The sequence below is a fragment of the Mycoplasmopsis verecunda genome (assembly GCF_033546915.1).
Lineage (GTDB): Bacteria > Bacillota_I > Bacilli_A > Mycoplasmatales > Metamycoplasmataceae > Mycoplasmopsis > Mycoplasmopsis verecunda.
Window position 1 is genome coordinate 501,624 of sequence record NZ_CP137850.1, and the last position, 17,892, is coordinate 519,515.

General features: G+C 26.0%; 3 protein-coding genes. All 3 read right to left on the bottom strand.

Annotated features, from left to right (window positions below; genetic code table 4):
- Positions 1-43 precede the first annotated feature (43 nt).
- Positions 44-1,549 carry a 2,3-bisphosphoglycerate-independent phosphoglycerate mutase gene (gene gpmI, locus SAM46_RS02000; RefSeq protein WP_078746810.1) on the bottom strand — a complete coding sequence of 502 codons (1,506 nt, stop codon included), beginning with the start codon at positions 1,547-1,549 and terminating at the stop codon, positions 44-46.
- 333 nt (positions 1,550-1,882) lie between these two features.
- Complete coding sequence (locus SAM46_RS02005) at positions 1,883-7,114, bottom strand: hypothetical protein (RefSeq protein ID WP_078746811.1); 5,232 nt, start codon at positions 7,112-7,114, stop codon at positions 1,883-1,885.
- A gap of 181 nt (positions 7,115-7,295) precedes the next feature.
- Positions 7,296-17,690: a GA module-containing protein gene (locus tag SAM46_RS02010; RefSeq protein ID WP_078746812.1), complete on the bottom strand. Its 10,395-nt coding sequence runs from the start codon at positions 17,688-17,690 to the stop codon at positions 7,296-7,298.
- Positions 17,691-17,892: the final 202 nt, after the last annotated feature.

The following is a 17,892-nucleotide window of genomic DNA, read 5'->3' on the forward strand; positions in this document are numbered from 1 at the left end:
ATTAAAAAACCACTAAAACTAATTAGTGATTTTATGTAATTTATTATTTAATTAATAATGAATCTTGATCCATTTCTTTCGGTTTAGCAACATGAATATAATCAAGCACAGTTGGAGCAACATTAGCTAATTTTCCATCAGCTAATTTAACAGATTTATCTGAACAAATTAACATCACTGGAGATGATGTATGTTTAGTTGCTGGTTTACCATCTTTATCCTCAGTAATTTCAGCATTTCCATGATCAGCTGTTATAAATACAGTCACATCATTTGCTTGTGCTCATTCAATTACACGAGCAATTTGAGTATCTAAAAATTCTACCGCTTTAATAGCTGCTGGTAAAACTCCTGTATGACCAACCATATCTGGGTTAGCATAATTCATAATAGTTACATCATATTTTGTACCATTTGCTAATAGTTCATCCGTGATTCCTTGAGCTGACATTTCTGGGGCATCTGCATATGATTCAACTTTCAATGAATCAACCATAATACGTTTTGAATTCTTGAATTCAATATCATTTCCACCATCCATGAAATAAGTAACATGAGCATATTTTTGAGTTTCAGCAATTCTTAATTGTGATTTACCCGCTAATTCTAATACTCTACCAATTGGCATAGTAATTTGCATTTCTTCAAAAGCAATTATTGTGTTAATTCCTTCATATTTCATCATTGAAACAAATTTATTAATTTTTCTAGGATGTGCAGGTTTATTTTCAAATAAAGGTGAACCAATAAATAAGTGAGTTAATTGTCTTGCTCTATCTGGTCTAAAGTTAAAGAAAATAATTGAATCACCATCTTTAACAAAAGCATTTTTATCTAAGTTTTTATTAATTGCAGGTTGGAAGAATTCATCAGTAATTCCTTGCTTATATTGTTCTTCAACAAAATCTAACGAATTATCAAAAGAAACTTCTGAGTCTCCTAAAATAGCTTCATAAGCTTTTTCGACTCTATCAAACATTCTATCCCTGTCCATCGCATAGAATCTTCCAGAAATAGAAGCTATATTGTATCCATATTCATTACATAATTTTTCTAATTTTTCAAATGAAGCTTTAATTGATTTAGGAGCAACATCTCTACCATCTCCAAAACAGTGAACAGAAACATTTTTAACACCATGTTTATGAGCAGATTTTAATAATTCAAATAAATGACCTTCAAGCGAATGCACTCCGCCAGGTGAAAGTAATCCCATTACATGTAATGTGGCATTATTTTTCTTAACATCATCAAAAGCTTCTAAAAAAGCTTTATTATCTTGGTATGAGTGATCATCTAAAGCTTTTTGAATTAAAGAAAGTCCGGTATAAACAACAGTTCCAGCGCCAATATTTAAGTGTCCGACTTCTGAATTTCCCATTTGACCTTTAGGTAATCCAACATATTCTCCTGAAGCTTGGATTAAACTATTAGGATATTCTTTAAATAATTTATCAAATGTAGGTGTATTAGCAAGAGCAAAAGCATTACCTTGTGTTTCTTGTCTAAGACCTAAACCATCAATAACGATTAATACAGTTTTTTTCATTATTTCTCCTTTTTATTAAATGAATTATATTAATTTTTATCTTATTGATAAAAATTAATTAAATATTTTCTTCTTATTGAATTATCCTGCATTTCCAAGTTAAATTAGAATTCAACTTGGAAATGCAGGATATAACATTTTTAATAAAGAAAAACACACTTTTTATACAAAAGTGTGCCATATTATATTTTTGAATGATTATAGCACTTTAAGATATTAAAATCTCAATACTATAAAATAAATTTTTTATTTTTTTATGTGAAAATACTTAGTGATAGCATTTGTTTGAAATATTTAGTTTAAAAATTTCAAATTTTAATAATATTTTCAATTCTATTTTTTATTCTTTTTCTTTGTAATTAATACATATGCAAGATATCCTAATCCAAATGTAGGAATAATCATAAGTAATCATAATCAATTTAATGCACTATTTGATTTTTTTACCTCTTGATCATTATTATTACTATCTCCTGATGTAGGTGGGGTCATTGGTTTTTCAGGTTTGGTTTCGGGTTCAATTGCATTTTTAGCATTAATTGCATCTTGATAAGCTTTACTTAATCCTTGAGCAATCTTATCTAATTCTTGTTGGTTAAAATCAAATTTTAATGTTGATTGTAATTCATTTAATTTAGTTAAATATTCTTGCTTAATATCACTTAAATTAGGAGCGTTAAATTCTTCAGCTTTAGCTCGATATGTTTCAAATTCTGTTTGTAAATTATTGTAATCATCAACATATGTAGTATCGGCTTTAATCGAATTTAATAATGTTTGATAACTTTGATATGCAGTATTTAAATCATTAAATGTTGTAGCTTGTTGCATACTATTTAATGCATCATTAAGTTGTTGTTGTACTTTTTCATAAACCGCTTTATAAGTATCATTATTTACACTTACAATAGTATCTTGTACTTCTTTAACATATTTAGCTTTTTTATCGTTAAATTGTGTGGTTATTTGTGTTTTTTGTTCTACTGCATTTTGATATGTTCTATCTAATTGGTTTTGTAAGCTTGTTAAGGTATTTGAGTCAAAGTTTAATGTAAGTTTAGATTTAATAGTACTTAAGGCATTTTGATATGTAGTTTTTACATTAGTATAATTTTCTCCATCAAATTCTGATGCCTTAGCTTCATATTGTGTTAATTTCGTTTCAAATGCTTTGTAATTATCAACATATGTTTTTTCTGAATTTATACTTGTAACCAATGAATCATATTGTACTTGTAAAACGTTTAATGCACTAGTTGCAGTTACATCATTAGCTGATTGCAACAATGAGTCTAAGCTAGATTTATTTTTTAAATATACTGCATTGTATTGTTCATTATTAATACTTGTTATTAAAGTATTTACATTTTGAATGAAAGTTTGTTTTTTAGCTAATAAATCTTGCAATGCTTGTTTTTGTGCAATGGCATCATCATAAATACTTTTAGCTTGCACAACAAGATTATTTAATGATGTTTCATTAGTTGTATATATCGTATCTGAATTATATGAATTTAAAGTTGATATAAGTTTATTAATACTTGTGGTATATTGAGTTTTAATAGAATTTAAATCAGTTCCTTCAAAACTCGAAGCTTTTTGTAAGTAAGTATTTAATTCTTGACTTACTGTAGTCATTACAGGAGATAATGTTTTAATAGTATTAATTTTAGTTTCCAATGGAGTTAATTTAGTTTGAATATCTTGTAATGCACTATATGTGACATCTTGTGCTTCAGCTTGTGTTTTTAAAGTTATAAGCTGTTGTGAAATACTTTGTTTTGGATTTGAAAGTAAATTATTATTTATAGAATTTAATAATGTATTTAATTCTTCAATTTTGCTTAATACTTGTTGTTTTAATTGTGCAAGTTTATCAGCATTATCAATAGCTTCTTTATTTGATTGAATTTTGGCATATTCTTGTTTTAAAGCATTTAATTTTGTTGTCATATCATTAATATCTTTATCATTGTATTTAAATGATTTAAGATATTCTAGTAATGCTGTTTGAATAGTTTTATATTCTGGTTGCTTTAATGTATTATTTGCATAGTTAGTAACCGTTTGTACTAATTGTTCCAATTCTTGTTTAGTACTACTTAAAGCATTATTGTAAGCTGTAATAATATTTTGCAATTGTGTGTCATAAGTATTTATGGCTTGTTCTAAAGCAACTTTACCTGTTGCAGTTGTTAAAGCAGCTTTTGCTTGTTGTAAAGCATTTGTTAAATTACTTTGAGTTTGAGAGTCAGCATACGATACAGCTGCTGAATTAGAACTTTGAGTATTTTCAAGTTGTTGTAATCTGGTTTTTTCAGTTCCTATTAAAGTGTTAAATTCTTTAGCTTTTTCTAAATGTTGTATATATTGTGTTTCATTTTCTGAATCATTTAATGCTCTATATCAAGCTTTATATTGTGTGTCACTTAAATTATTAAGTTCATCCTTATCTTTTTGAGGCAGATTAAGGGTTTCTTGTTTTGTAAGCTCAGTAATAAAGTTTTGTAATTGTTGATTGTCCAGAGAATCAATTGAAGATTCAATATTATTTAATTGATCAGTTAATGCTAGTTTTTGATAGTTATACAATTTAGTAGATTTTTCTATTTGGGTTCTAATTTCGCGAATTTTAGCAGCCACTAAATCTTTGATATCTTCTTCAGTGCTTGTAGCTGTTTCAATAGCTGATTGTATTTCACTTAATGAAATAGAAGTATTTAATGTATTATTTAAGCTTTCAAAAATTGCTTGATATTTGCTAGCTTGTGTTTCATTAGCAAAGACACCTAAATTCTTATATGAATCAAAAGTTCCTAAATTGATCATTATTGAACGGAGTTGTGTAGTTTTTTCACTTAAAGCGTTAATATTATCTAATTTAGTTTTGAAATCTTGTACATTAGTAACACTTTGAATTTCAGTTACTAAGTTTTTTTCATTTGCATTAAGTGTATTTAAGAAGTTTTCACTAGTGATATTTAATGGATTTAATGCTTCAATTTCTTTTGCTTCATTTAATACAGCTTCAGCTTGAGAATTATTATTTTCAGATAAATATTGATCAATTTGTTTTTTGAATTCTGTCTTTTGTTCATTAAATATTGATAAAGCATCAACTTGTTCATTGTATGAAGAAGTTTCAACTATTTCATCACGAATTGTATTAATTTCAACTAATTTTTCTACTAAATCTTCAGGTGCAATAGGGTTAGAAGCATCATTAATTGCATTATTTAATGCAAGAATTTGTGTTTTATATTTATTTTTTAATTGTGTTGGCTTAGATGCAAAATTGTATTTAACTTCAAAAACTGCTAAATCTTGCATTAATGTATTAGCTTTAGTAATATCATTTGCATAAGCAATAATATTTTGTTTAGATGTTGTTAATTCCTTTGGGGTTTCTATATCTTTTTTAATATCTGTTATAAAAAACATAAGTTGGTTATCCTTTAAATTGTATTGTTCTTGTAGTGCATTTAAATCAGTGATATCATTTTGAACTATTTGCAAGTTATTTTTTAATGTATCAATGCTTTGGGTAATATTTCTCGAAATACTATTAATATTTAAAAAACTTTTATTTTGGTATAAATTAGCAAAATCAACTAGTTTATTTTTTACAACTTGTTCTTGTTGTAGTCAATATGTTATTCCATAGTCTTTGAATTTTAAATTTTCCTTTAAATAAGCTAAATATGTACTTAAACTATTATCAAAATAGAAAATGTTATCTTTTAGCTTATTTAAGAAATTTAAATATTCATCAAAATAATCAAATAAATCATCGTAATCAATTGCACTACTTGTAATTGATGTATAAATTATATTCTTATAATTACTAAATGTATTATTTAATGAATTTATTAATGTTTGATTAAGTATTTTTAATAACGAATCGTTATTCTGTGCAATAAATGTAGATACATTTGTTTTAAATTGATTAAAACTTTGAATTAATAAATCTAATTTGGTTGCTTCTTTATCAAATTGCATTGATAATGTTCTTATAGAACTTGCATTTTGTTCTGATGGTCTAATATATTGTTGCAACTTATTTAAATATTGTGCATTTAAATAAGTACTAAATGTATTAATTCCAAATGTGCTTTTTAATTTATTAATATATTGAAGCACTTTACTTGTTAGTTCTTGAGATTGTTGATTTTGTGTTGTATTTTGAATTTTTGCATTGGTAGTTATAACATTATATTTTCTTGATGGGTAAAATCCATTTTCTATGGTTTTTCGATATCCGGTAACTGCTAAATCTAAATTCAATGGTAAATAATACGAATTTCCTAAATCAATTGTTTTTTGTTTAACATTTTCATTAATAGTTACAGTTGCTAATTTATTATTTCCTTCATTTACTTCAATGGTATAACCTTGTAAATTATCTCCATAAACTGTAATCTTATTATCGTTTACTAAAGGTTTAGAAATGGTCAATTTATTATTTCATGGTAATTCATATCCATGTTTTAATTGTTCGTTAGTAACATAATAATTAGTCTTAAAAATATTTTCAATTAGTGAAGGTCCAGGAAAATCAGCATAGACCAATCCCATTTTATGATATTGCTGATTATTAATAAAAAATTGGTTAAATCTAGGATTTAAAGATTCAGCTGTTCAAGGTGGTCTCATTCCGTTTGCTACTGATAAGAAATTTATATAGAGATTTCTAGTATCAAACGGGGCATTATTAGGATTAGGCATAAATGCAGTAGCATACTGATATTTTTGTTCTTCAGATGAATTGTAATTATCTTGGGTTCGATCAGGTTTTTTACTAAAAGCTCATCAATAATCAAATCCTCCTGATCAAACATTTGCTTTAAAGTTTTTTTGTAATTCAACCATTTTATCTTGTATTGAGTGATATCAAAAATTTGCTATTACAATTTTTCCACGTAAATTATCTAGTCTAAATGATTCAGTTGAAAGATTAGGAAAATTAATTCCAGTTGGGTTAAATAAATATGGATAAATTTCATCACTACTTAAAATCGCTAAATATTTACTTGCGGCTTCTAAAACATTTTGCTGATTTTTAACATCAAATCCATCATCTTTAATTCTAAAGAAAATGAATTCACTTGGGTTTTTCTTTAGAAAATCAACCATTTCAAGTAAAGCTGATTGGAATGAAGCATCCATTTCTATAGGTCCGTGAGCTAGTTTTAAATTAGCATGCGATCTTAAATCAAAAGCTCTAATACCAGCATTTAGCTGTTGAGTAAAAGTCATTGATTGAGTTTTAGTTCAAGCTCAAGTAAATGCATTTCAATTACCAGCATAAGCGGCTGAATCATGAGTACCGGGTAAACTCATTTGAAATAAGGTTTTTTTACCATTTACTCCTTTCAATCATTGATTGAATTGATAAGGAGCCATTTGAGTGTTATATTGAGTTTCGTAATAGAAATATGATTTATTTTCTTTTCATACAGTTGTGTTATTAACTGTGGTATTTTGTATATCTGATGCCGATAATAAAGCTATAGGAGTTAAAATACTAGCTTTGATACTTAAAGGCAACAATAACTTCTTGTACATCCTTTTCACTTTTTACTCCAACATTGTTATTTTATATATCTTATTTATTATTTCTTGTTATTAATATTATAAAAAAAAACAAGCTAGTTAGTAATTACTAACTAGCCTATAAAATAGCTCTTTTAGTTTGCGTTAAATTTAATTTATGAAATATTTGTACATTTATATTAAATTAAGTTAACTATTTTTTAGATTTTTTGAATTTAGCAATTCCAATTATTCCTAATAAGAACATTACAGCTGACATAGAAGCATAATATGGTCATAATCATGTAGGTTGATCATTTTGATCTGGAACTGTGATTAATGATTGTAATGCTTTTGAAGCTGAATTATATGTATTTGAGTTAACAAATTCATTCATTACATTAGGATCATTGTGTTTTTCAGCATAATTAATTTCAATTAATTTATTTCTAAATTCATTATTATTTGATAACGATTCATCAAATGTTGTGCTTAATAATAATTGATCCTTATTTTTTTCTTTGATTGCTTTAATTAAGGTTTTTAATGCATTAGCATTATGTTTAATTGAATCTAATTTCTTGCTATATTCCATAGCTACATCATTAAAGTGATTTCCTTTAATATATTCAGTACCATTTGCTGAATTAATAACATTGTTTAGTTTCTTATCAAATCCAAATGCTGTAGCATTAGAGTTCAATACCTTGTTAAGCTTATCTTGTAATTGCACTAATGAAGGTATTGCTTTAATTACTGATAATAATTCAGTTGTTTTAGCTTCATTAGCATAAGGTTTCATATTCTTAATTTGTGCAATAACATTTTCTAATTCATTATCTTGACTATTTGCGATGATGTCTTTTAATGCTATTTTTAATACATTAATTTCATCATTTGCTTTGTTATTTTGAGCTTGTAATTCATTTAATTTGCTTATAGCATTAGCATAAGTCATTTGATTATCAAATTCATCAAGTTTATTTTTGATAAATTTATCATTTAATGCATCTGAATTACTATTTGCAAAATCTTTAGCTTGAGTAATTGAATTATTTTGCACATCTCTAAAATCATTTGAAGAGAATTTGTTAATTTCATCATAATATCTTTTTGCATTAGCAACAAGACTTTCAAGTTTTTCAACTCCACCTTTAGAGCTAAATGCTAAAGGATTATCTTTAACTTCTTGCATTGCTTTGATTTCATCAAGAACCTTGTTGAATTCTTGACTTAAAGCTTTAGGTGAGTTTTCTAACTTATTAGCATTAACATTTTCAAGTTTTGTAATTTCAGGTATTAGTTCTTCAACTCTAGCAGCATCATTAAGAGCTTTATTTTTTCCTGAAAGATTGTTAATAGCTTCTTTTATTGAATTACTTAATGCAGTTATTTCGCTAGCATCATTGTTTTTATATACAATACCATCACCATTTACTAAAGCTTTGACGTCAGAAATTAATGAAGAAACTTTATCTTGTTCAGCTTTAGTTGAATTGATAAATGTAGCTGAATTAATTGGCTGTGTTTTATACTCAGGTTGTATTTCATCATTAGCTTTGTGTAATGATTTCATAGCTTCATTTAATATAGTTGCGGATGAAACAAGTTTATCTATATCACTTATTTCTTTAGCATTTGATACATCAGCAACAAATTTATCTTTTTGTGCTTTGTTTAAAGCATCAAAATCATAAACTGAATTGATTACCTCAATTTGTTTATTATTTAATCTTTGTTTGTCTGTTGCATCATTTACTTGAGCTTTGGTTGAACTTGTATTATTACTAATTGCTTGTGATTTAGGTAATTCATTTGGTGTTATATTTTTATAAATACCTTCTTTAATTTCAGGAGCAGCTTCGATTACTTTATCTAAATCATTTGTATGAATTTTGTGAATTAAATGATCTAAAGCATCTTTTTTAGCTTTATTAGAAGCATTTGGGCTGAGAGCTTTAGCTTGATCAATTGATTCTTGTAAAGCTTTTGATTTAGAATCCATTAATTTTTCAGCTTGTTTAATTGTTCCGCTTAATACATCATCAAAAGTTGATATATTACTAATTGCATCTGCAATAGCTTTATTAATTTCATCTGATTTATCAAGTATTTCTTTTGTATTTACTTTTTTATCTGAATTAATTAATTTTTCAGCTTCTTTAATTAATTTATCAAGTTTATCTTTATCTTTTTGGAGTTTTTTATCTTCTCCGCTAGCCAATTTATCGTTAATTTGTTTAATTGTTTCTTTAGCATTTTGAACTGATTTATTTAATGGTTCTTGAATCATTAATTTATTTAATTTATCAATCAATTCATCTAATTTAGCAATAGGAGTAGCTTTATTGTTTAGAGCATCATTAGCTTGCACAATTGCACTTGTTAATTCATTACTAAATGGTTTAACAATTTGATTATTAATTTTATCTACTAAAGCATCTAATGATGAAGCTTTAGCTAATCAATTTAATTTATCAGCTTGAGCATCGTACTGGTCTTTTGTAGATATTGTGTTGTAATCAAGCATTTCAAGAGCTTTTTGTTTTTCTACAGCTAAATCATTATTAAATCTATTATTTACAATATCAACAGCATTATCATAAGCATAAGCTAATAATTCTTTATCAAGTTGATGAGTTAATTTATCCAATATTGCTTGATCTTGTTGAGCATTAAATGCTTTTGATATTTCATCATTTGCTTTATTAATTGAATTAGTAATTCATGATGGTGATTTTTGAAGTTTTTCAGGAGCATTTAGAACTACATCTTTATATTTATCTCTATATGGTATTGCTTCTAGAGTTCTAACATTATCTAAAGCTGTATTTAGATTAATTGAATCATTTTTTAACTCATTAGCTTTTGCTTGAGCAATAGCTTTTAATGCTTCATCATGAATATCATATGTAGCAGCTTTATCTAATATATTTGAAACTTTTGCTTTTACTTTGCCAATTGTTTCATTTGCTTTTGTAACTGCTTGAGTTAATTTATCTTTTAAGTCTTTATAAGGTTTAACTTGTAAATCTTTAGATTCATTTAATTTAGTTACTTCAGCTTTTAATGATTCTAGTTTTGTATTAGTGTTTGCAATTTCATTTAATAAATCTTGTACAGCTTGTAGATTTTCGCTTGTTTGTGCTGGTTTAAATCTATTTGCTAATGAATTAATATTATTTGATAATTGAGTAATTTCAGGTACATATTTATCAATTTCTTTAGCATTAGAAACAAGATTATCGAGTGCTGCTTTATTATTAACTTTATCTAATTCAGCAGTAAATTTATCTTTATGTTCTGAAGAAAGATTAGTTAATGAAGCGATATCATTTTGAGCTTTTGCTAAATTATTATTTCCGTCTAAATCACTTAGTACTTTTGAAATAGCTTTAACTTTTTCTTCAATTTCATTTGCGTTAATAGTTGAAATTTTTTCTTTTTCATTATTTGCTAATGATTCAGGAGTTGCTAATTTATCGAATGCTTCTTTAGGTTGTTCACTAGCTAATGCAACATCTTTGCTATCTTGTTTAGCTTTAAGATTTTTTATTGCATCTTGTAATTTCTTCATAGCACCATTTAATGCTGAAGCTTTTGTAATCACTTGATCAATATTTTCTGAGGTTGCAGCTCTAGATATTTCACCTAATAGATCATTCTTTTGTGATTGTGATAAGTTTTCTAATTTATTTAAAGCTTCTTTCTTATCACTCTTATATTTATCTAATGTATCAGCACCTTTATTAATTGAATTAATTATTGCATTAAGTTTTGCTTTGTTTTCATCAATTGAATCAATAGTTACATTATCTTTTAATTTATTATTATCAATTAAATCTTTTGCATCATTTAATACTGTTGGAATCGAATCCTTAGTATCTTGATCTAAAGTATCAACTTTATTCGTTTTTGCTAATGAATCTAATGTAGAAATTGCATTTGCTAATTCACCAGCCTTAGTATTTAATTTAGAAGCATCATTTTTAATTGCATTAACTTTTTCAACTGTATTTGTGTTTGCATCTGATAATTTTTTCTTAATTGTATCTTTAGCTTCATCACTTAAGTTATTTAAGTTATCTACTAATTTATTTACTTCTTTTTTAGCTTTATCTAAAACATCATTTCCATCAAGTGCTTTCACTTTATCATTAACATCACTTGATTTTTCATTTAAATCATTAACTAATGCATTTATTTTTTCAACATTATTTAAATCAGTATTTTCTTTAGCTTTAGTATTTGCATCACTTAATTGTGTTTCTGATGTATTTAAATCTTCTTTATTTGTGGCTTCAGTATAACTTGGTTTATCTTTTTCTTTATTAGCTGAGTCTAATTCTTTATCTGCTTTACTTAAAGCATCTTGTAATTTATTAGCAGCATCAGATAATTTTTCAGCATCTTGAGGGGTATTTGCTGAATCAATAGAATTCTTAATAACATTTTTTTGCTTGTCAGATAATTTATCTAGTTTTTCAACTTTGGCTTTTTCTTCAGCTTTTTTATTTACTAAATTACTATCACCATTTAAATTATCTTTTGCATTATTTAATTTTGAAGTTAAGGTATCTATTTGTTCTTTAGTATTGCCAGCTAAATTATCAAGTACTTCAGTTGCATCTTTTTGAGCTTTATTGAATTCATTTTGTTTATCTACATCAGCTAATTTGTAATTATTAGCATCTTTATCAACATTATTAGCTGATTTAAGAGCATCTTTGAATTCTTTTGTTGATTTATCTAGCTCTTTAGCTTTTTCTAGTTCAGAATTTATATCATCTTTAGTTGTTTTAGAAGCAATATGAGATTTTATATAATCTTTTTGTTTGCCTGTTAAGTTATTTAGTTTATCAACTTCTTCTTTTGCTTTAGTAATATCATCTGATAAACCATTAATATCACTAATAACACTAGCAATATCATTTGTTGCTTTTTGCATTACTTCTACAGTTATTCAAGGTTTTATGTATTTTTCATATTGTAACAGTTGTTTACCTCATGATATTGCTTTATTTAATGCTTTTTGTTGTTCTGGTGTTGTATATTGATATTTTGTTTCATCAGCTATAAGAGCATTAGCTTCTGCAAGTTTACTGAGTAAATTATTACCTGCTTTATCTTGTTCTTTAGCTGTTAAAACAACTTGATTTATTTCAGCAATTGTATTTTTTTCATTTATAGCTCTTATTCTTACACCCTTATCAGATGATTCTAAAGCAGTTAATTTATTTATTTCCTCTTTAGCTTTTGTTTGTACTGTAAGAAAATTAATTTCTCCATTTAGATTACTTTTCGCTTTATTTAATTTATCTTTTGAATCATTAATTGATGTTACTAAGTTAGCTATATCATTTGCATTTGTGAAATCATGTTTAGCTTTAGCTTCTGAAGAAACTGTATTTGAATCTTGCAATTGTTTATCAAATACATCTTTTACACTATTATCTCCAGCTGTTGCTTCAGTGTAATTTTGTTTTGTTTTTTCTTCATTAGCTTTCTTTATAGAATCATCTAAATTGCTAATTGCGTTAGTTAATTGTGAAACTTTTTCAACAATTGACTCAATAGTATCTTTATTAGTTGCATTTGTAATTAATTCATTGATATTATCTTTTTGGTCTTGAGATAAAGTTGAATTATTAATGGACTCCTTAGCTTCTTTTTGAATTTTAGCGAGTTTTTCATCACCATTTAGTCCATTGGTTACTTCACTTACATCATTTGCTTTCTTATTAATTTCTTGAGGAACAATTGAAGTTTGTTTTTCTTTATCTAATTTGTCTAATTCGTTACTGTTTGCAACTGTATCAAAAGCATCTTTTTTATCTTTTGTTGCATAAATGTAAACATTTTGGCTTTGAATAGATTTTGCTTTATTAACAGCTTCAGATAATAAATTCATTGCTGTATTTAAATCAACTGCTGTTTTTTCTGTTTTATCTAATTCTTCAATATCATTATTGCTATCTAGTTGTTTGGTTAAAGCATCTCTTTGTTTTGACGAAAGATCTGAAAGTTTTTCAATTGCTTTAACTTTCATTTCTTTATGAGTTAATCATTTTTGATAATCAGAATTTATTGCTTCTTTTGCTGGGGTTACATATTGACTTAATAGGTTAGATAAATCTAAATTACTTGTAACATTTCCAGAAGCTTTCATTGCTTCACTATCAGAATCATAATTAGTTATTAGATTATTTATATTTTGAACAGCAGTATTAACTAATTTTTTAGTTTGTTCTGTGGCTTTTGAGTATTTTGTATTATTTGCTACTGTATCTTTAAAATCATAAATATCAACTGTTATTTCTGACATTTTATCGTTAATTTGTTGATATTTCTTGAAATTATTTGCAATATCATCTAGAGTTAATTTTGTTGTGTTGAAATCAATATTTTTATATGGTTCCCATATTTTAGCTTTTAAGTCATCACTAAGAAGACTTAATGATGCATTAGCTGATTTCTTTTGTTCTTCAATAGCATTTTGTAATCTTTTTATACCATCTAAATTATTGTGTGAATTAGATAAATTATCTGCAAATGTTGTAATTTTGGTACCTAATGTTTTTATATCATCTAATGAATTTACTTGTTGAGCTAAAATAGTAGCTAAATTTGAATCATAATTTTCAATATTGTTTTTATATTTTTCTTTAGCATCTGAATTAGCTTGAGTATAATTACTTGATTTATTTGTATATGGGCTTGTTATTGATTCTTTTGATTTTTCTAGATTTCCTAAAGCTTTTGAAATTAGTTTTACAGCATCAATAACTTGAGCTAAATTTTCTTGTGATTGTTGTGCTAAAGCTACATTAATCACTTGTGTCTTAATATTTTCAGGTAAATTTTGAAAATCAGGTTGAGTAAATAATTCTCTTACTTTTGATATTCCATCAAGTGAACTAACAGCTGTATTTAAACCACTAATTAATATTTGAATTAATTGAGAGCTACCATTTTCAGTATATTCAGTAAGGTATTTATTTGATTTTTCAATAGCTTTATCTAATGCGTCTTTTTTCTCTTCAGATGCATTAAAGTAATTTAGTGACATTGCATTTTGAGCTTTTTTAGCATTTTGCAGTGATTCACTAAATTTAGTTTTTAATTGTGCTAAAGGTTCTTGGATGCTATCTAATGTAGTTTTTAATGCACTAGCAAGTCTTGATATTTCCTCTATATTATTAACATTTACTTTATTATCTGACAATAAAGGAGTAATTGATTCATTATATGTAGCTAAATTAGCTTGAACAGTTTTATCAACAAAATTATGATCGGCTGACGAATGTAAGTTATTGTATTTTGTTAATTGCTCTAATAATTCTCCAGCTTTTGTATTCAATTCTTCAGCACTTTTTACTTTAGTATTTATTGCTTCTGAATCAGTTAATAATTTTATTTCTTCAATTATTTGATTTTGTAATTGAGTTGATAAATTAGACAATTGTTTAATTTTTGTAATAGTTTTAGCAATTTCGTTTAGATAATTGTCTTTACCATTTAAGTTTCCTTTTGCATTATTTAAAGCTGTATCTGCTGTTGCTGCTTGAGTTGTTAATTTATCTAATTCTTTAGTTGTGGATAAATCATTTTTCTTACTAAATTCTTCTAATAAATTACTTGCTTCATTTAACTTATCATCGAAAGTTTTCTTGGCTGCTTCATCAGCTTTGAGATAATCTGTCTTATTTTTTAGTTTTTTAGATTCTTCAACAGAGTTTTTAAGTTGTTGGAATCCATCAATTAAAGTATTTACATTTAATGAAACATCTTCTATATCTTTCTTATCATTGGTTTTATTAATTTGATTAATTAATGATGATTTTTGTTTTTCAGTTAAAACATCAATTTGATCAACTTTAGTTTTAATTTCTGCCTTAAGTGATTCAAGATTGTAGTTGTGTATACTTTCTTTGGTATTATCTAGATCTGATATTAAATGTTTATATTTAGATAAATCATTCAGATTAGCTTTGCCGCTTGTATATAATTTTTCTAATTCTTTAATTCTATTGTTAAATCTATCTTTTAAGATTGTGGATGATTTATTAAAATCAGATTCTTGATTATTATCATTTGCAAATTGAATATGGTTTTGTAATTTATTATTAATATCAGATACATTAGAATTATATGTAGTCGCTTCTGATACAACTTGATTAATATCAGATAGATTAACCATACCATCTAATTTATCTTTGTATTCTTTTTTAACATCATCAGTTATGCTATTTAAATTATTAATATTCTTTTTTGCTTCTTCGATAGCTGCATTTATTTTATTGTGACCAGATAAATCATTATATGCAGTCGTTAGTGAATTTTCATATTTTGGAATTGCTCTGGTTGCGATGCTTTTTAATATTTCAATTTTTGTTTCTTTGGATTCTGTCGCAGATTTAATATATGTAGGTAAATTATTACTTAAAAAACCTTCAGCTTGTGTAATCGCATTATCAAAAGCGGCTTTATTGCCTTGATTATCTGATTGTTTATATACATCTGTTTCTTTTTGTTTTTGAACTATTTGTAATTTATTGTATAGCCCATTTAAAGCATCAATTAATGCAGAAATAGATTCTTCAGCTCCATTTAAAGCAGAGAAATCATTTGAATTGTTAATTCATTGTTTAAGTGATGTGGCATTTTGTGAATTTTTATTTAATATTTCGGAATTATCAACTTGTTCTGTTAATTTTGCTTTTAATTTATCTAGTTTAAGTTTTTCACTATCTTGTTTTTCGATAAATGCTTCTGATGGTTTATATGTAACTTCAACTTCAAATCTATTAGAAATAGGTTTTAATTTAAAACTTGTAGAAGTAGTTGTTCATTTATCTTGATCGTCTTTTGATTTAATTATTGGAACCACTTTTAAATTATCATAATCATATATATCAGTGGTATTCATTTTGAAATTTTTTAACAAAGTACGATATGTTCTTGTTTTTTCATTCTCAGGTGTGTTTTTACTACTTTCTCAAGGGATGTTAATATGATCAACTTCTTTATCTTTATACATAATTTTATAACCAGTTATTTCTGGAAATTCATCTTTTTTATTAACATCAAAAGTTTGTTCATATTTTTCTGTTAGTTCAATATTAATTGTTCTATTAAATGAACGATTAGCAAATTGGAAAGCTACCCCTGTATATTGATTTTTGGTATTTCCTAATGAAGCAGTATCTAAATCAACTTCATTAGAGTTTTTCTTTCAAATATTATCATGATTTTCGTACTTATCACTGTGGAACATACCTGCGACAAAAGATTTTTCTGAATAATGTGAATTAGCTTTATTTAAATAAGCATTTTCTTTTTGTTTAACTTTTGAAAATGTTGAATCATCTGAATTAACTAAAACATCGGTATATTTTCTTCTGGTTTTAAATTGCATTGTGACAACCGGAATTGGTCTAAGGTTATATGAATATCTATTTAATTCCAAACCAGTTTGATAATGAATTAGAAAAGCTGACCCAATATTATTATAAAATGGGTTATATCCACCGTTGGCTTTGTTATATCTATCAGAATGTTCATTCATTAAATTACCAATACCTATACCAAAAATACGTCTTGGCATTTTATCATCTGTTGTTTTAGTTCTAGATAAAGCATCATTAATTTCAGCAGGAGTGAATGCTTTTTGTTTTTCTCTAAATGCAACATCTGAAGTTATGTATTCCACACCGTTAATTCCAGGTAAATATTTACTTTCACCATCATCTGAAAATCCAGAATACTTAGGAATTGTATATAAGTGTAATGGAGCAGGAGCATTGGGATCATTACTAAAATCGGTAAATAAATCACCACGAGAATTTGTTCCATTATTTGTATCAAAATTTTGAGTTATTTGAATATAATCATTTTTATTATCATGAGGGATTGATTGATTATTGAATGTTTGTTCAGCACTTTGATCAAAATTGCCATAAGCATCAGCAAAACGAACATAAGCACCAAATTTTTCATTATTTCATTCTTGCCCATTATCATAATATTGTCCAACACCATTAGCAAATGGTTCTCCTTGGATACCATATTTACCATTTCTTCTGATACTTTCATCAATAGCATTAACATCTGATATTTCTTTTTCAGATCCAGCATTTTCAAATTTAACAGAAACAGTACCCGGAACTAATTCCAAGTCATCACTAAGTGCAAATCCATAAACTCTTTGACCAAATGGATATTCATTGTGTCAGAATTTACCTTTTTCATAATATTCATTATCAAGCGCTCCAGTTTCAAACATTAATGTTCAAGTTTGTTCTTCATTATTTCATTCATCTTGAGTAGGTGTTTTAATAAATTTAACCAATTTAGATGTTTGATTATTCGGCATTGTTTTATACTTATAGTGAGCAAAACCAAAAAATGTTTGTGGTAAATGTTCATATTCTGTTCTATGTTGAAAATCATTGTTAACATCATAAGTTTTGTCAGGATTAAACATAAAGATTCTATTTTCTAATGTGGATGAAGCAGATACCAATAATGGTATTGCTAAAATCGGAGATGAAGCAACCACTGTTAAAATCAATTTACTTCTATTTAGACTTTTGCGATTTTTTTGCATAATAAATCCTTTCGATTTTTTATTAAAGCGAATTCGATAAATAAAAATTAGGGCATAAATTTTATTCTAGAAATCCAAATTAATAACTAACAAATTTCAAAAAAATATTTTGATAATTAAAATTAATATAATTATTTATATTAATTATATAAAAATCTATTTATGGTATTCTTATTTGAATGTATTATAATAAATAAAACAT